This window comes from Janthinobacterium sp. KBS0711 (assembly GCF_000988085.1).
Taxonomy (GTDB): domain Bacteria; phylum Pseudomonadota; class Gammaproteobacteria; order Burkholderiales; family Burkholderiaceae_D; genus Janthinobacterium; species Janthinobacterium lividum_E.
Map to the genome: position 1 here is coordinate 63,921 of NZ_LBCO01000014.1, position 16,865 is coordinate 80,785.

The 16,865-nt window shown below is 61.7% G+C and carries 22 protein-coding genes; 19 read left to right on the forward strand and 3 right to left on the reverse strand.

What is annotated here, in order from left to right; genetic code table 11:
• The first annotated feature begins 38 nt into the window (after positions 1-38).
• The 19 genes from VM94_RS08945 (at position 39) to tatC (ending at position 13,732) form a co-directional block, all read left to right on the forward strand.
• Positions 39-386 (forward strand): STAS domain-containing protein, encoded by a 348-nt coding sequence (locus VM94_RS08945; RefSeq protein ID WP_046683190.1) that lies wholly within the window; start codon positions 39-41, stop codon positions 384-386.
• 211 nt (positions 387-597) lie between these two features.
• A complete protein-coding gene (locus VM94_RS08950) occupies positions 598-1,515 on the forward strand; it encodes an ABC transporter ATP-binding protein (protein WP_046683191.1) in 918 nt (305 codons plus the stop codon).
• Positions 1,512-2,273, forward strand: coding sequence for an ABC transporter permease (locus VM94_RS08955; protein WP_034753822.1), 762 nt, complete (start codon positions 1,512-1,514; stop codon positions 2,271-2,273). Before VM94_RS08950 ends, VM94_RS08955 begins: the two co-directional genes overlap by 4 nt.
• A gap of 58 nt (positions 2,274-2,331) precedes the next feature.
• Positions 2,332-2,568, forward strand: a complete 237-nt coding sequence (locus tag VM94_RS08960; RefSeq protein WP_010402134.1) for a BolA family protein — start codon at positions 2,332-2,334, stop codon at positions 2,566-2,568.
• Between the two features lie 4 nt (positions 2,569-2,572).
• Positions 2,573-3,823, forward strand: coding sequence for a UDP-N-acetylglucosamine 1-carboxyvinyltransferase (gene murA / locus VM94_RS08965; RefSeq protein WP_046683192.1), 1,251 nt, complete (start codon positions 2,573-2,575; stop codon positions 3,821-3,823).
• A 12-nt stretch (positions 3,824-3,835) separates the two neighbouring features.
• Positions 3,836-4,504 (forward strand): ATP phosphoribosyltransferase, encoded by a 669-nt coding sequence (gene hisG / locus VM94_RS08970; protein ID WP_034753828.1) that lies wholly within the window; start codon positions 3,836-3,838, stop codon positions 4,502-4,504.
• A gap of 24 nt (positions 4,505-4,528) precedes the next feature.
• Positions 4,529-5,854, forward strand: a complete 1,326-nt coding sequence (hisD, locus tag VM94_RS08975; protein WP_046683193.1) for a histidinol dehydrogenase — start codon at positions 4,529-4,531, stop codon at positions 5,852-5,854.
• A complete protein-coding gene (locus VM94_RS08980; RefSeq protein ID WP_046683194.1) occupies positions 5,851-6,792 on the forward strand; it encodes a DNA-methyltransferase in 942 nt (313 codons plus the stop codon). The genes hisD and VM94_RS08980 overlap by 4 nt, the downstream gene beginning before the upstream one ends.
• Before the next feature lie 33 nt (positions 6,793-6,825).
• A complete protein-coding gene (gene hisC, locus VM94_RS08985; RefSeq protein ID WP_046683195.1) occupies positions 6,826-7,920 on the forward strand; it encodes a histidinol-phosphate transaminase in 1,095 nt (364 codons plus the stop codon).
• 19 nt (positions 7,921-7,939) lie between these two features.
• Entirely contained in the window at positions 7,940-8,530 is a 591-nt protein-coding gene (gene hisB, locus VM94_RS08990; protein ID WP_010402123.1) for an imidazoleglycerol-phosphate dehydratase HisB, read from the forward strand.
• Positions 8,531-8,565: 35 nt separating this feature from the next.
• A complete protein-coding gene (gene hisH / locus VM94_RS08995; RefSeq protein WP_082127639.1) occupies positions 8,566-9,204 on the forward strand; it encodes an imidazole glycerol phosphate synthase subunit HisH in 639 nt (212 codons plus the stop codon).
• Positions 9,205-9,258: 54 nt separating this feature from the next.
• Positions 9,259-10,032, forward strand: a complete 774-nt coding sequence (hisA, locus tag VM94_RS09000) for a 1-(5-phosphoribosyl)-5-[(5-phosphoribosylamino)methylideneamino]imidazole-4-carboxamide isomerase (protein WP_034753842.1) — start codon at positions 9,259-9,261, stop codon at positions 10,030-10,032.
• 61 nt (positions 10,033-10,093) lie between these two features.
• Complete coding sequence (gene hisF, locus VM94_RS09005) at positions 10,094-10,855, forward strand: imidazole glycerol phosphate synthase subunit HisF (protein ID WP_035823098.1); 762 nt, start codon at positions 10,094-10,096, stop codon at positions 10,853-10,855.
• A 33-nt stretch (positions 10,856-10,888) separates the two neighbouring features.
• Positions 10,889-11,326 carry a phosphoribosyl-AMP cyclohydrolase gene (hisI, locus tag VM94_RS09010; RefSeq protein ID WP_034753847.1) on the forward strand — a complete coding sequence of 146 codons (438 nt, stop codon included), beginning with the start codon at positions 10,889-10,891 and terminating at the stop codon, positions 11,324-11,326.
• Entirely contained in the window at positions 11,323-11,694 is a 372-nt protein-coding gene (locus VM94_RS09015; RefSeq protein WP_034753849.1) for a phosphoribosyl-ATP diphosphatase, read from the forward strand. The genes hisI and VM94_RS09015 overlap by 4 nt, the downstream gene beginning before the upstream one ends.
• A gap of 15 nt (positions 11,695-11,709) precedes the next feature.
• Complete coding sequence (locus VM94_RS09020) at positions 11,710-12,081, forward strand: histidine triad nucleotide-binding protein (RefSeq protein WP_046683196.1); 372 nt, start codon at positions 11,710-11,712, stop codon at positions 12,079-12,081.
• 80 nt (positions 12,082-12,161) lie between these two features.
• Positions 12,162-12,398: a Sec-independent protein translocase subunit TatA gene (gene tatA, locus VM94_RS09025; RefSeq protein WP_046683197.1), complete on the forward strand. Its 237-nt coding sequence runs from the start codon at positions 12,162-12,164 to the stop codon at positions 12,396-12,398.
• 48 nt (positions 12,399-12,446) lie between these two features.
• Positions 12,447-12,980, forward strand: a complete 534-nt coding sequence (gene tatB / locus VM94_RS09030; RefSeq protein WP_046683198.1) for a Sec-independent protein translocase protein TatB — start codon at positions 12,447-12,449, stop codon at positions 12,978-12,980.
• The gene (gene tatC, locus VM94_RS09035) at positions 12,977-13,732 is read left to right on the forward strand and encodes a twin-arginine translocase subunit TatC (protein WP_035823092.1); all 756 of its coding nucleotides are present in this window, start codon (positions 12,977-12,979) and stop codon (positions 13,730-13,732) included. Before tatB ends, tatC begins: the two co-directional genes overlap by 4 nt.
• A gap of 84 nt (positions 13,733-13,816) precedes the next feature.
• Here the strand turns inward: tatC and VM94_RS09040 are convergent, their stop codons facing one another.
• From VM94_RS09040 to VM94_RS09050, 3 genes are all read right to left on the reverse strand, one after another.
• Entirely contained in the window at positions 13,817-14,197 is a 381-nt protein-coding gene (locus VM94_RS09040) for a hypothetical protein (RefSeq protein ID WP_046683199.1), read from the reverse strand.
• Positions 14,198-14,369: 172 nt separating this feature from the next.
• The gene (locus VM94_RS09045) at positions 14,370-16,229 is read right to left on the reverse strand and encodes a DUF885 domain-containing protein (RefSeq protein ID WP_046683291.1); all 1,860 of its coding nucleotides are present in this window, start codon (positions 16,227-16,229) and stop codon (positions 14,370-14,372) included.
• A 141-nt stretch (positions 16,230-16,370) separates the two neighbouring features.
• Positions 16,371-16,859 carry a hypothetical protein gene (locus VM94_RS09050; RefSeq protein ID WP_046683200.1) on the reverse strand — a complete coding sequence of 163 codons (489 nt, stop codon included), beginning with the start codon at positions 16,857-16,859 and terminating at the stop codon, positions 16,371-16,373.
• Between the last annotated feature and the right edge of the window lie 6 nt (positions 16,860-16,865).

Here is a 16,865-nt window from a genome sequence, read left to right on the forward strand (position 1 = left end):
GCTCCTGACCCAGCTCCAGACCAGCGCAGCCCGACGCCATGCCCGACTCTCTCGACACCTTGCAGTCCCTGACTTCCCTGACCGTGCACAATGCCACTTCGGCATTGGAGCAGGGTCTGGACGCCATCCGCTCGGGTCAGACGAAGTTCGACTTGCGCAACGTCAAGGCCGTCGATTCGGCCGCCGTTTCCGTCATGCTGACGTGGCAGCGCGCCGCGCAGGACGCCGGCGCCGTGCTGGAGCTGAAAAACCTGCCGAACAACCTGAAAAACCTCACCAAGCTGTATGGCGTCTGCTCGCTCGTCTCGAGCACCTTGAGCGCCGACGACTGCGGCAGCGCCGGCGGCCACGCCGAACGCAGCCCGTCCGACCTGCATCATCATTGATCCTGTCCCACTCCCCGCATCAGCAGTAGCTTTCAAGCCGGCAGGCCAGCAGCGTCGCCGGATTGATCTCCAAGTGTTCCACGAATTTTCCAACTATAATTGACTGTTGCGCCGTCCTCGCCTGAAGGTGGCGCCCTGCACCGGCCTGCCGGCCTGGATGTCTCCGGCAACTGGCGCATCACACCAGACGCATTACACTTGAAACAAGCACATGACCGCAATTCAAATAACGAATGTAGAAAAGAGCTATAAATCGCTCAAGGCGCTGGGCGGCGTGTCGCTGGCCATCGAAGAAGGCGAGTTTTTCGGCCTGCTCGGTCCCAACGGCGCAGGCAAGACCACCCTCATTTCCATCATCGCCGGCTTGATACGCCCCGACGCGGGCACCGTCAAGATCCATGGCCACGACGTGGTCAAGGACTTCCGCAACGCGCGCCGCAACCTGGGCGTGGTGCCGCAGGAACTGGTGTTCGATCCGTTTTTCACCGTGCGCGAAACCCTGCGCCTGCAGTCCGGTTATTTCGGCCTGCCGAACAACGACAAGTGGATCGACGAGGTCATGGAAAACCTCGACCTGACCGGCAAGGCTGACACGAACATGCGCGCCCTGTCCGGCGGCATGAAGCGCCGCGTGCTCGTGGCGCAGGCGCTGGTGCACAAGCCGCCCGTCATCGTGCTCGATGAACCGACGGCCGGCGTCGACGTGGAACTGCGTCAGACCTTGTGGAAGTTCATCTCGCGCCTGAACCGCGAAGGCGGCCACACGGTCGTCTTGACCACGCACTACCTGGAAGAGGCGCAAGCCATGTGCCAGCGCGTGGCCATGCTGAAGACGGGCAAGGTGGTGGCGCTCGACACCATGTCGGCCCTGATCCGCCGCATCGCCGGCTCGCAGCTGCAGGTGCACCTCAAAAACGGCAGCCTGCCGGACGACCTGCGGCACCTGGTGCTGCATGCGGAAGAACCGCGGGCGCCGAACAAGTTCAGCCTGCGCGTCAACGAATACAGCGAAGTCGAGAAAATCCTCGCCCGCCTGCGCGAAGCGGGCGCCGAGATCGATGAAATGCAATTGCAACAAGCCGACCTGGAAGATATCTTCTTGCAGATCATGGATAAAGGTACCGTATGATTTCGACAGGATTTCGCACCCTCGTCTACAAAGAGACGCTGCGCTTCTGGAAAGTGGCGACGCAAACCGTGGCCGCGCCCGTGCTCACGTCGATGCTGTACCTGCTGGTGTTCGGCCATGTGCTCGACGGCCGCGTCGAGCCGAGCCCCGGCGTCAGCTACACGGCCTTTCTGATTCCCGGCCTGGTGATGATGAGCGTGCTGCAAAACGCGTTTGCCAATTCCTCGTCCTCGCTGATCCAGTCGAAGATCACGGGCAACCTGGTGTTCGTGCTGCTGACGCCCCTGTCGCACTGGGAAATCTTCTCGGCGTATGTACTCGCTTCCGTCGCGCGCGGCCTGGCCGTGGGCTTTGGCGTGTTCGCCATCACCTGCTGGTTTGCCGACCTGTCGTTTGTCGCGCCGCTGTGGATCGTTGTCTTCGCGTTTCTCGGCGCCGCCATGCTGGGCACCATGGGCTTGATCGCCGGCATCTGGGCCGAGAAATTCGACCAGCTGGCCGCCTTCCAGAACTTCCTGATCATGCCGGCCACCTTTTTGTCGGGCGTGTTCTATTCGATCCATTCGCTCCCCGCCTTCTGGCAGACGGTGTCGCATCTGAACCCCTTCTTTTACATGATCGACGGCTTCCGCTACGGCTTCTTCGGCGTGTCCGACGTCAGCCCGTGGCTCAGCCTTTCCATCGTCGCCGGCTTCCTCGTGATCCTGGCGCTGGCGTCGATCCGCCTGCTGAAAAGCGGCTACCGACTGCGACACTAATTGCGCCGTTGATTGCGGCATATCACATCACTACATTATTCAATATCAAGGACTTATCGTGACCACCACTCCAGAACTGATCCACGGCTATCTGTCGGCCGGCCTCGAATGCACGCACCTCGAAGTGGAGGGCGATGGCCAGCACTTCCAGGCCGTGATCGTCTCGCCCGCGTTTGCCGGCAAGCGCCTGATCGCCCGCCACCAGATCGTCTACGCGGCGCTGGGCGACCGCATGCGCGAAGAAATCCACGCGCTGTCGATGAAAACCCTGACACCTGAAGAATTCCAAGGATAAGCACATGGACAAGCTCCTCATCAACGGCGGCAACCGCCTGAACGGCGACATCGCCATCTCCGGCGCGAAAAACGCCGCCCTGCCCATTCTGTGCGCGGGCCTGCTGACCGCGGGCGACCTGGACCTGACCAACGTGCCGCATCTGCACGACGTGGCCACGATGCTGAAACTGCTGGGTCAGACTGGCCTGAAAGTGCAACAGGACGGCGACCGCGTGGTCCTCAACGGCAGCGCCATCGACACCCTGGAAGCGCCGTATGAACTGGTGAAAACCATGCGCGCCTCGATCCTCGTGCTCGGTCCCATGCTGGCGCGCTTCGGCGAAGCCAAGGTCTCGCTGCCGGGCGGCTGCGCCATCGGTTCGCGTCCCGTCGACCAGCACATCAAGGGCCTGGAAGCGCTGGGCGCCGAGATCCGCATCGAAGCGGGCTACATCTACGCCAAGTGCGCCAAGCTCAAAGGCGCGCGCATCGTCACCGACATGATCACCGTCACCGGCACCGAGAACCTGCTGATGGCCGCGACCCTGGCCGAAGGCGAGACCATCCTGGAAAACGCCGCCTGCGAACCGGAAGTGACGGACCTGGCCCACCTGCTGGTGGCCATGGGCGCGAAGATAGACGGCATCGGCACCAGCCGCCTGGTGATCCAGGGCGTGGACGCCTTGCACGGCGCCTCGCACGCGGTGATCGCCGACCGTATCGAAACGGGTACCTTCCTGTGCGCCGTGGCGGCCACCGGCGGCGATATCACCCTGCGCAACGTGCGCACCGATATCCTCGACTCGGCGCTCGACAAGCTGCGCGCCATGGGCCTGACGATGACCTTCGGCGCCGACTGGATCCGCGCCGAGATGTCGGCCCGCCCGAACCCCGTCAGCTTCCGCACGACGGAATACCCGGGCTTCCCGACTGACATGCAGGCGCAGTTCATGGCGGTGAACACCATCGCGAATGGCGCCAGCCGCGTCACCGAGACGATTTTCGAAAACCGCTTCATGCACGTGCAGGAAATGAATCGCCTGGGCGCCGACATCACCATCGAGGGCAACACGGCCATCATCGCCGGCGTCAAGCAGCTGCGCGGCGCGCCCGTGATGGCGACGGACTTGCGCGCGTCGGCGTCGCTGGTGATCGCGGCCCTGGCCGCCGATGGCGAAACCCTGATCGACCGCATCTATCACCTCGACCGCGGCTACGACCGCATGGAAGTGAAACTGTCGGCCGTCGGCGCGAACATCGTACGCATCAAATAACAAGGAACGAGCATGAACGGATCGAACAACGGTGACAGCTCCCAGCTGATCTTGGCGCTCTCGAAAGGCCGTATTTTTGAGGACACCATGCCGCTGCTGGAGGCGGCCGGTATCAAGGTGCTGGAAAACCCGGAGACCTCGCGCAAGCTGATTTTGGCCACCAACGATCCGAACGTGCGCGTCATCATCGTGCGCGCCAGCGACGTGCCGACCTACGTGCAGTACGGCGCGGCCGATTTCGGCGTGGCGGGCAAGGATGTCTTGCTCGAACACGGCGGCGAAGGCCTGTACCAGCCGATCGACCTGAATATCGCCGCCTGCCGCATGTCGGTGGCGGTGCAGGCCGGTTTTGACTACGAAAAGGCCGTGCACCAGGGCGCGCGCTTGCGCGTGGCCACCAAGTTCGTGCACACGGCGCGCGAGCACTTCGCCGCCAAGGGCGTGCACGTCGACCTGATCAAGCTGTATGGCTCGATGGAGCTGGCGCCTTTGGTCGGTTTGTCCGACGCCATCGTCGACCTGGTCAGCACGGGCAGCACCCTGCGCGCGAACAACCTCGTCGAGGTCGAGCACATCATGGAAATTTCGTCGCGCCTGGTGGTCAACCAGGCTGCGCTCAAGCTCAAGCGCGAGCGCTTGCAGCCGATTATCGAGGCGTTTGAACGCGCTTCGCAAGCCTAGACATTCAGTAGCAGAAAGCCGATTATGCCGATACAGATACGCAAGCTCGATTCAAGCCAGGATGGTTTCCAACAATCGCTCGACACCTTGCTGGCGTTCGAGGAGGGGGCCGATGCGGCGATTGAAACGTCGGTCGCAAAAATCCTGGCCGACGTGAAAACGCGCGGCGACGCCGCCGTACTGGAATACACCAACCGTTTCGACCGCATCCCGCATGGCGGCGCGGCGGAAATGGCGGCCTTCGATATTTCGCAGGCCGAATTGCAGGCGGCCCTGAACGGCTTGCCGTCGGCCCAGCGCGAGGCGCTGCAGATCGCCGCCCAGCGCATCCGCGCCTTCCACGAACGCCAGCGCGAAGAACTGCGCGGCTTTACCTACACCGAGCCCGATGGCACGGTGCTGGGCCAGAAGATCACGCCGCTGGACCGGGTCGGCATCTACGTCCCGGGCGGCAAGGCCGCGTATCCGTCGTCCGTGCTGATGAACGCCATTCCCGCGCACGTGGCGGGCGTGAGCGAGATCATCATGGTGGTGCCGACGCCCGATGGCGTGAAAAACCAGATGGTGCTGGCCGCCGCTGCGATCGCCGGCGTGACGCGCGTGATCACCATCGGCGGCGCGCAAGCCGTCGGCGCGCTGGCGTATGGCACGCAGACGATTGCCGCCGTGGACAAGATCGTCGGTCCCGGCAACGCTTATGTGGCGGCCGCCAAGCGCCGCGTGTTCGGCATCGTCGGCATCGACATGATTGCCGGGCCTTCCGAAATCCTCGTGCTGTGCGATGGCACGACGGATCCGGACTGGGTGGCCATGGACCTGTTTTCGCAGGCCGAGCACGACGAACTGGCGCAAGCGATTTTGCTGTGCCCGGACGCCGATTACATCGCCAAAGTCGAAGAGAGCATCGCCAAGCTGCTGCCGACGATGCCGCGCCAGGCCACCATCAGCACCTCGCTGGTGGACCGCGGCGCCCTGATCAAGGTGCGCAGCATGGAAGAAGCGTGCGAGATCGCCAATGCCATCGCGGCCGAGCACCTGGAAATCTCGGCGGAAAACCCGCAGCAGTGGGCCGAGCAGATCCGCCACGCGGGCGCCATGTTCCTCGGCCGCTTCTCGTCCGAATCGCTGGGCGACTATTGCTGCGGTCCCAATCACGTGCTGCCGACGTCGCGCACGGCGCGTTTTTCGTCGCCGCTGGGCGTGTACGACTTCCAGAAGCGCTCGTCCATCATCTACGTGAGCGAAGCGGGCGCGCAAACCCTGGGCCGTGTCGCCGCCACCCTGGCGTACGGCGAAGGCTTGCAGGCGCACGCGCGCAGCGCCGAACTGCGCCTGAAGCCGCAGCCATGACGAAGTTGGCGGAGCAGCCGGACTGGGTCAACCGGGTCTATTGCGAAGATGCGCTGGCGGGGCTGGCGCGCATTCCCGATGGCTCGGTGGACCTGATCCTGACGGATCCGCCGTACAACCTGGGCAAGGATTACGGCAATGCCTCGGACCAGCAATCGGTGGCCGACTACCTGCGCTGGACGGAAGAGTGGATCGATGCGGCGCTGCCCAAGCTGAAGGCCAACGGCAGCCTGTATATCTTCTTGACCTGGCGCTATTCGCCGGAGATCTTCGTCATGCTGAAACAGCGCATGGCGATGATGAATGAAATCATCTGGGACCGCCGCGTGCCGTCCATGGGCGGCAGCGTGCGCAGCTTTTCATCGGTGCACGACACCATCGGCTTCTTCGTCAAGCGCAAGGATTACTACTTCGACCTTGACGCGGTGCGCATTGCCTACGACGCGGCCACCAAGAAAGCCCGTTCGCGCTCGATCTTCATCGGCGCCAAATGGCTGGAAGTGGGCTACAACCCGAAAGACTTGTGGAGCGTATCGCGCCTGCACAAGGAACACCCGGAACGGGCCGACCACCCGACGCAAAAGCCGCTCGAAATCATCGAGCGCATGGTCAAGGCGTCGTGCCCGCCCGGCGGCGTGGTGCTCGACCTGTTCATGGGCAGCGGCACCACGGCCCTGGCGGCAAAGCGCTGCGGGCGCGATTTCGTCGGCTTTGAATTGAACGCCGACTATTGCGCCATCATCGAACAGCGTCTGGCGGCGCTGACGCAGGAACTGGCCGAACCGGCCACATTGGCCGTGCCGAAGGCCGCCAAGGCGGCAGCGAAAAAGCCGGTGGCGGCCAAAAAGCCTGCCGTCGTGAAGAAACCGCCCGCCGTGAAAAAAGCGCCGGCCCGCAAGGCGCGCAGCGTCGCCGTGCCGGAAGACGTCGTCATTTAGTCTCCATTTAATTCCATCAGGAGTGTTTGCAGCATGTCTTTCCTCGATCAGTTAATCAGCAACACCGTGCGGTCCGATGTGCGGGCCGTCAAAAGCTACCAGGTCGCCGATGCCAGCGGTTACATCAAACTCGATGCGATGGAAAACCCGTATCCGCTGCCGCCGCATCTGCGCGAGGAACTGGGCGCGCGCCTGGCCGGCGTGGCGCTGAACCGCTATCCGCCGTCGTACGCCAGCCTGCAGGCGGCCATTTGCGCCAAGCTGGGCGTGCCCGCCGGCTACGATGTCATGCTGGGCAACGGCTCCGATGAACTCATTTCCATCCTGGCCATGGCGTGCGCCCATCAGGAGCCAGGCAAGCGCGCCGTGCTGCTGGCGCCCGTTCCCGCCTTCGTCATGTATGCGCGCTCGGCGCAGTTTGCCGGCATGGATTTCGTCGGCGTACCCTTGTTGCCGGACTTCAGCCTGGACATGCCGGCCATGCTGGCGGCCATTGAAGAACACCGCCCGGCGCTGGTCTTCCTCGCGTATCCGAACAACCCGACGGGCAACCTGTTTGCCAGCGCCGATATCGAGCGCATCCTGGCCGCCTTGGGCGACACGGGCATCGCCGTCGTCGACGAAGCATATGAGCCGTTCGCGCAGCACAGTTTCATGGGCCGTTTGCCCGAGTTCGAGAACCTGGTGGTGATGCGCACCGTGTCGAAACTGGGCCTGGCCGGCATCCGCCTCGGCTACATGTCGGCCGCGCCGGCCCTGCTGGCGCAATTCGAGAAAGTGCGCCCGCCGTACAATGTGAATGTACTGACGCAGGCGGCGGCCGAATTCGCGCTCGATCACATCGACGTGTTGAATGCCCAGGCGGCCTTGCTCAACAGCGCGCGCGACGCGCTGGCGCTGCGCCTGGCGGAACTGCCCGGTGTGACGGTATTTCCCTCGAAGGCAAATTTTCTTCTGATTCGTGTGGCTGATTCCGACGATGTTTGCGCAAAACTGCTTGCCCGCAGGGTTTTAATTAAAAATATGAGTAAAATGCATGCTGCGCTGGCCAATTGCCTGCGCATCAGCGTCAGCACCCCGGAAGAAAATTCCCTTTTTTACGATGCCTTCAAGGCATCCCTCGTTTAGCCTACCGCCAGAGCCTCCCATGAACCGCACCGCAGAAATCACGCGCAACACCAATGAGACGCAAGTTCGCGTCGCCCTCAACCTGGACGGCACGGGCCAGCAAAAGCTCAATACCGGCGTGCCCTTCCTCGACCATATGCTGGACCAGATCGCCCGCCACGGCTTGATCGATCTCGATATCGAAGCGACGGGCGACGTGCATATCGACAACCACCATACGGTGGAAGACGTGGGTATCACCCTGGGCATGGCCGTGGCCAAGGCCATCGGCGACAAGAAGGGCATCCGCCGCTACGGCCATGCATACGTGCCGCTGGACGAGGCGCTGTCGCGCGTGGTGCTCGATTTCTCGGGCCGCCCTGGCATCGAATACCACATCCCGTTTACGCGCGCCATGATCGCCGGTTTCGACGTCGACCTGACGCTGGAATTTTTCCGCGGCTTCGTCAACCATGCGGGCGTGACCTTGCATATCGACAACCTGCGCGGCACGAATGCCCACCATCAATGCGAAACCGTGTTCAAGGCTTTTGGCCGCGCGCTGCGCATGGCTGCCGAGCTCGACGAGCGCGCGGCCGGCATCATTCCATCGACCAAGGGCAGCCTGTAAGCGCCCGCGAACCACTGTAGATTCCGAGATCAAACATGAATAAAATTGTGGTGGTGGATTACGGCATGGGCAATTTGCGCTCGGTGGCGCAAGCGTTGCGTGCCGTGGCGCCCGAAGCCGACGTGCGCATTTCCGGATTGGCGCAAGACATCGACAGCGCCGACCGCATCGTCTTGCCTGGCCAGGGCGCCATGCCCGACTGCATGCGCAGCCTGCGCGAATCGGGCGTGCTCGAAGCGCTGCTGCGCGCCGCCGACAGCAAACCTGTGCTGGGCGTGTGCATCGGCGAGCAGATGCTGTTCGACGGCAGCGAAGAGGGCGATGCGGCCGGTTTGAGCTTGCTGCCAGGCAAAGTCGTGCGCTTCCAGCTCGATGGCCAAGTGCAGGAAGACGGCTCGCGCTTCAAGGTGCCGCAAATGGGCTGGAACCAAGTGCGGCAAACGGCGTCCCATGTCATGTGGAATGGTATCGACGACAACGCGTATTTTTACTTTGTGCACAGCTATTTTGCTCAACCTCAAGAGGCGTTGCACACGGTGGGCGAGACTGTCTATGGTGCGCCGTTCGCTTGCGCCGTCGCCCGTGATAATATTTTCGCCACACAGTTCCACCCTGAAAAAAGTGCTGCCGCTGGCTTGCAGCTGTACAAGAATTTCGTTCACTGGCAACCTTAACGTTAGCTATCCGGCTTTTTTTCGCTTCCCACTCACTCTGATACCACACTGACCATGCTGCTCATTCCCGCCATCGACCTGAAAGACGGTCACTGCGTACGCCTGAAACAAGGCGATATGGAACTTGCCACCGTATTTTCCGAAGACCCGGCCGACATGGCCCGCCATTGGCTGATGCAAGGCGCGCGCCGGCTGCACCTGGTCGACCTGAACGGCGCTTTTGCCGGCAAGCCGAAGAACGAAGGCGCCGTCAAGGCCATCCTGAAGGCCGTGCAAGATTTCGCCGTGGAAAACGACATCGAGGAAATCCCCGTGCAGCTGGGCGGCGGTATCCGCGACCTCGACACCATCGAGCGTTACCTCGACGCCGGCATCACCTACATCATCATCGGCACGGCGGCCGTGAAAAGCCCCGGCTTCCTGCACGACGCCTGCAGCGCTTTCCCGGGCCACATCATCGTCGGCCTCGATGCCAAGGATGGCAAGGTGGCAACGGATGGCTGGAGCAAGATGTCGGGCCACGAAGTGATCGACCTGGCGAAAAAATTCGAAGCCTACGGCGTCGAATCGATCATCTACACGGACATCGGCCGCGACGGCATGATGGGCGGCATCAATATCGACGCCACCGTCAAGCTGGCGCAAGCCGTCAAGATCCCCGTCATCGCTTCGGGCGGCCTGCACAATATCGGCGACGTGGAAGCGCTGTGCGCGGTCCAGGCCGAAGGCATCGAAGGCGTCATCTGCGGCCGTTCCATCTATGAGGGCACGATCGACCTGGCGCAGGCGCAAGAACGCGCCGACGAACTGACCGACGCCGCCGTTTAAGCCTGCCCGGCCGGGAGCGTGCCTGCGCACGCCCTGGCCTGGCGACAATCTGGATACCATCATGCTTGCAAAACGTATCATCCCCTGCCTCGACGTGACCAATGGCCGCGTCGTCAAAGGCGTCAATTTCACGGAATTGCGCGACGCCGGCGATCCGGTGGAAATCGCCCGCCGCTATGACGAGCAGGGCGCCGACGAAATCACTTTCCTCGACATTACCGCGTCCAGCGACAACCGTGGCCTGATCTTCGACATCATCGAAGCCGTGGCGTCGCAAGTGTTCATTCCGCTGACCGTCGGCGGTGGCGTGCGCGTGGTGGAAGACGTGCGCCGGTTGCTCAACGCGGGCGCCGACAAGGTCAGCATCAACACCTCGGCCGTGACGAATCCTCAACTGGTGTACGAGGCGTCGCAGAAGCACGGCTCGCAGTGCATCGTCGTCGCCATCGACGCCAAGCAGGTGTCGCCCGGCAAGTGGGAAGTGTTTACGCATGGCGGGCGTACCGCCACGGGCCTGGACGCGTTCGCGTGGGCCAAAAAGATGGAAAGCCTGGGCGCCGGCGAAATCTTGCTTACCAGCATGGACCGCGACGGCACCAAGGTCGGCTTCGACCTGGGCCTGACGCGCGGCGTGTCCGACGCCGTCAGCATCCCCGTCATCGCCTCTGGCGGCGTGGGCGGTTTGCAGGACCTGGTCGATGGCATCAAGGTGGGCCGCGCGGACGCCGTGCTGGCCGCCAGCATCTTCCACTATGGCCAGCACACGGTGCAGGAAGCCAAACGTTTCATGGCGCAGCAGGGCATCCCCATGCGCCTGGCGTAAACAGAAGCAGTAAAATCAGCAGGATAGAAGAACATGCAAAACGGAACCATCGTAGCAAGCAATGCCAAGTGGCTGAAAAAGGTCAAATGGGACGAGCACGGCCTGGTGCCCGTGATCGCGCAGGAAGCGGGCAGCAATGACGTGCTGATGTTTGCCTGGATGAACCGCGACGCGCTGGCGCGCACGGTGGAACTGGGCGAAGCCGTGTACTGGAGCCGTTCGCGCAAGAAACTGTGGCACAAGGGCGAAGAGTCCGGCCACACGCAAAAAGTGCTGGAAATCCGCCTCGATTGCGACGAAGACGTGGTCTTGCTGAAAATCGAGCAGGCGGGCGGCATCGCCTGCCATACGGGCCGCCACTCGTGTTTCTTCCAGAAATTTGAAGGCGATGAAAAAACGGGCGAATGGCAAGTCACGGACCCCGTCCTGAAAGACCCTGAGACGATTTACGCGGAAAGCAAGAGCAAATGAGCGAAACCCTGAAGCGCCTGGCCGCCGTGATCGAATCGCGCAAGCTGGCCAACGGCGGCGACCCCGCCACGTCGTACGTCGCGCGCCTGTTTGCCAAGGGCGATGATGCGATTTTGAAAAAAATCGGCGAGGAAGCGACGGAAACCGTGATGGCCGCCAAGGATGCGCGCCGCGACAACGACCCGTCGAAGGTCCTGTACGAGTGCGCCGACCTGTGGTTCCACTCGCTGGTGATGCTGGCGCAGTTCGACCTGACGCCGCAGCAGGTGCTCGACGAGCTGGCACGCCGCGAAGGCCTGTCCGGCCTGGAAGAAAAGGCGGCGCGCAAGGACGAGCTGCGCGACGCCGGCGAAACAGACAAACACTGACCTACTGGAGCGTGCGTGGATAACTGTATTTTCTGCAAGATTGCTGCAAAACAAATTCCTTCGACCATCGTGTATGAAGACGAAGACTTGCTGGCCTTCAAGGACATCAACCCGGCCGCGCCCGTGCACCTGCTGCTGATCCCGAAGCGCCACGTGGCCAGCCTGTCCGACTGCGACGATAGCCATACGGACATGCTGGGCAAGTTGCTGCGTTTGGCGCCGAAACTCGCTGCCGAGTTCGGCTGCGCCGTCACGTATGACGCCGATGGCGTGCCTGCCGGCGGCTTCAAGACCATGATCAACAGCGGCCCGAACGGCGGGCAAGAGGTGTATCACCTGCACATGCACGTGTACGGCGGTCCCCGTCCCTGGCGCGGTCAACACTGATTTCGCTGTGCGCCGGGTTCACGTGTATACTACCGGCATTGGTTGATGCTATTCGGGCACCGTCCCGCAAGGAGAATGTGATGGGTTCATTGAGTATTTGGCACTGGGTGATCGTTCTGGTCATCGTGATGCTGGTCTTCGGCACCAAGAAACTGGGCAATATCGGCGGTGATATCGGCAAGGCCGTCAAAGGCTTCAAGGACGGCGTCAAGGGCGACGATGACGCGCCGGCAGCCAATACCCCTCCTGCTGCGCCATCGCAAGTGGCCGACAAAAGCACCATCGACGTCGAGACGAAAGAGAAAAGCAAGTCCTGATAGCGTGGCGGGGCGCTTGCCTCGTCCGGTAACAGCCCTTGTCCGCTTATGATCGATCTCGGTCTCTCTAAAATCGCCATCATCGGCGTGGTTGCGTTGATAGTCATCGGCCCTGAAAAGTTGCCGAGAGTGGCACGCATGGCCGGTACCCTGTATGGCCGCGCGCAACGCTACCTGAACCAGGTGAAATCCGAAGTCTCGCGCGAAATTGAAATGGAAGAGCTGAAAAACCTGCAGAAGGAAGTGCAGGATGCAGCCCATTCCGTCAAGCAAAGCGTGGAGAAATCCATGCATGGCGTGGAAAATTCGATCTCCGGCAATCTGGCCGAGGTGGAAAACGCCTGGCGCGGCGATTCGAGTTCGTATGATGAGCATCACGATGCCCATGAAGCCATGCTGCGCGCCACCAATGAAGACCTGGCTCGCAAGGCGCGCGAATTCCGCCGCAAGAAGCTGGTGCGCAATTCCGCCATCCCTGGCTGGTACAAGCAGCGCCATGGCGGCAAGCTGCACGTGCAGTCGGCGGCCGCCCGCGTGGCGCGCTTCCGTCCGCGCGCCAGTTCCTCCTCCTTTTACTCATGAGTAGCAAATCCCCGGTGGAAGAAACTTTTATCTCGCATCTGGTCGAGCTGCGCAACCGCCTGGTCAAGGCCTCGATCGGCATCGCCGTCGTCTGCGCCGTGCTGTTCTACTGGCCCGGCCCTTCTCACATCTACGATTTTATTGCGGCGCCGATGATCGCCTCGCTGCCGGCCGGCTCGAAAATGATCGCCACCGGCGTTATTTCGCCATTCCTCGTGCCGATGAAAGTGACCCTGGTGATCGCCTTCATCGTCGCCTTGCCCTGGGTGCTGTACCAGATGTGGGCGTTTATCGCGCCCGGCCTGTACACGCATGAAAAGCGTCTGATCGCGCCGCTCGTCATCTCGTCTTCCCTGCTCTTCATGGCCGGCGTGGCCTTTTGCTATTTCTTTGTGTTTGGCCGCGTCTTCCACTTCATCAGCGACTTTTCGCCGTCGTCGATCGCCGTCACGCCCGATATCGAAAACTACCTCGATTTCGTCATGTCGATGTGCCTGGCCTTTGGCGCCACCTTCGAAGTGCCCGTGGTGGTGGTGATCCTCGTGCGCATGGGACTTGTTTCCATTGCGAAACTCAAGGAAGTGCGCCCCTACATCATCGTCGGCGCCTTCGTGATTGCCGCCATCGTCACGCCGCCGGACGTCGTGAGCCAGTTCTCGCTGGCCATACCGATGTGTTTGCTGTTCGAGCTGGGCCTGCTGGTGGCGCCCATCTTCGTCAAGGCCACCCAGGCGCCGGAAGAAGCGTCCTAGACGGTTTGCAATACGCGCAAGCAAAAGCCGCTGGCCTCTTTCGGGAGCAGCGGCTTTTTCTTTGGGCAGTCACTTGGTGCGTGCTTACTGCAGCATCAGTTTGCTGAGGATGCCCAGGTTCAGCAGGATCAGGGTGCTCATCATCCAGTACACGTGCTTCATGTCCGCGCCATGGCGCAAGTCCATGCGTTCCAGGCGGGCGTCGAATTTTTGCTCCAGTGCATCTATTCTGGTATCGAATTTCAGTTCCAGTGCATCCACTCTGGTATCGACCTTTTGCGACACCAGCTTGATTTCCCCCAGCATATTGCGCTCCAGGGCCGCCAGTTCGCCATGCACGACCACGGCCGAGCCCAGTACTTCGCCCAAGGCCGTGGCATGGGCTTCCGCCTGCTGCGTGGGCACGCCGGCCGAGGCGAGGCGTTTGGCGTAATCGAGGGTGTCGAACTGGATGGGCATATGCATGGACGCTCCTGATATCCAGCCTAGCAGGAAAATCGGCAATTGCCAGTGAGGAGTGCGGTGGCGCCTGCCTTCCCGTCAGCGTAATGGACAGGGCAGCCGGTGGTTTGCGGTGGCGCAAACGCATGCAAAAAGGGCGCCGCGGCGCCCTTTGCAAGGAGAGGATGCGTACGAGTTAATTCATCAGTTCCTTGATGACTTTCACGGGCGCGCTGCCGTAGCTGAGGAATTGTTCGTGGAAATCCTTCAGCACGAACTTGCTGCCCAGCGCCTGCTTGCGCTGTTCGCGCAAGTCCATGATTTCGCTGTAGCCGCTGAAATAGCTGGTCAGTTGCACCGAGCTCAGTTGCACGCGGCGCCATTTTTCCTTGGCTTCACGCTGGGTCTGGAAGGCCTGGCGCGTCAGCAGGTCGAGCGCTTGCGCTTCCGTCATGCCCAGCACGTGCACGCTGTAGTCGAGGATGGTGTTGGTGACGCTGCGCAAGTTCCACTTCGAATACATCAGCCACATTTCCGGCGCGTTATTGCCATAGCCCGATTCGAGCATCATGCGTTCGCCATACACGGCCCAGCCTTCGATCATGGCGCCATTGCCGAAGATGGACTTGACTAGGGACGGCGACTTGTTGGCGTAGACGAGCTGCGTGTAGTGGCCGGGGATGGCTTCGTGGATATTCAGGATCTGCAAGATCCAGTGGTTGTATTCGCGCAAGCTGCTTTCCGCCTGTTCCGGCGTTTCGCCATCGAGCGGCGTCACGTTGTAATAGGTGCGGTCCTGTGGGCGGTACGGGCCGGGCGCCTCGATGCTGGCGCCGGCCACGCCGCGCTGGTAAGCGGGCGTTTCACGCACGACCAGGGGCTTTTTCGGGTCCATCGTCAGCAGGTTGTGGCTGGTGACCCATTCCTGCAGCTCGGGGATCTGGCGGCGGATTTCCGGCACGAAGTCGGCGGCCGCCACGTGGTTGCTGGAGAGTTTGTCGATCACCATGCCGATCTTTGCCGTGCGGTCCGCCGGCTTGGCCGTTGCGCCCATGGTTTTCACCCACAGCTCGTCGGACAGGCTATCCATGTGCTCGAGCAGCTTTTCGCGCGCGGCCAGGGCCTTCTGGTACATCTGCTCGGCGCTCACGCTGGCCTGGATATCGTAGGCAAATTTCTGTTCATACAAATCCTTGCCGATGCGGAAGGAGCGCGCATTGCCGTTCTGCGCCAGCGCCGCATCCTGTTCCGTCAGCCAGGCCGCGTAGCCTTGCACGGCCGTGCGGGCTGCGGCGATGCGCGCGTTGTACAGCTGTTTTTCCGTCGGCGTCAGGATGGAGCCCTGTGCCGTCTTGTTCAGGTCGTCAAGCACGCTGAGCACGCCGGCGCTCTGGGCGATGGCCAACTGCGTGTGTTCGCGCGTGGGATTGACGATGCTGGCGCGCGCGGCCGCATAATATTGCGGCACGGTGGCGATGCGCTTGAGCAAGGTGCGCAGGCGCTGCGGCTGGGCCGCGTATTCCGTGTTCAGGATGAAGTCGATGGAACCGGCCACGTTGTACTGGGCGGGATTCCATTCGAATTCGCGGAAGGTGGTCAGATACCAGCGGTCCGATTGCAGTTTATTCGTCAGCAAGGCCAGGTCGGTACGCTGCTTGTCCGACATTTTGCCGGCATTCAGCTTGCCGAACTTGCCCAGCCATTCTTCGATGAAGGCCAGTTGCTTCTGGCGGCTGGCCGCGTCGGGAATGCTCAGGTTGGCGGCGCCATCGTACTTGCCGACGGAAATCGCGCTTTCCGGGTCCAGGCGCCACAGGGCCGTGAGGAATTGGCCGCTCAGGTTATTCATGGAGCGGTCGCTGCTGTTCTCGCTGGCGACGGCCGCGACCGTGGCTGCCGTGGCCGCCGTGACGACGGCCGCTTTCTTGGCGACGTTTTTCTTCTTGCTGCTGCTGGTGCTGGCCTTGCCGCTTTTCTGCGGCTTCTTGGCGGCGCTGGCCGGTGTCAGGGTAAAAGCCATCATCAATGCGGCGAGCGCAACTTTATTTCTTGTCAGCATAGTTTATCTCTTGAATATTTTGGTGTTTGTCATCATCAGAAAATAATAAACTGATAATATGAGTAACAAACAACTATTGAAAGGTTGGCCTTGCTTGCCTGGGCGGCCCAAAGATTAGCACTAATTGTCCATGCGGCGCTAGACGATGATGGCGCTGCCGTGCAGCTGCTCCTGGTGGCGCGCATTGATGGCCGCCACGGCATCCTTGCCGCGCGCCATGCCGGTGGCGTGGATTTCCGTTTCCTGCGTGTAGCGCTGGCTGACGCGTACCGTGTAGGACTGGAACAGCCAGCTCCAGAAGTTCGTTTCATAGACGGCTTCATCCATGTCGCGCCATTTGACGCCCGTCAGTTTCTTTTTCCACGGCAAGATGCCGGACGCCAGCCACACGCCCGCCTCATCAATGTACAGCTGGTAGCTGCGGATGGTCAGCAGGCGGTAGCCGACGATCAGGGCCGAGCCGATCAGCACGACAAAAGCGGCGCGCGCGTTGTACTTGAAGGCCAGCGGCAGGGCGGCAAAAAACAGCAGCACGGCGATGATGAACGTGCTGACATAGGCGGTCCAGGATTTGCCGCACAAAAAGGTGGCGCGCTGGCCGGCGCTGGTGGCGATATAGTCGGTCATGGCGTG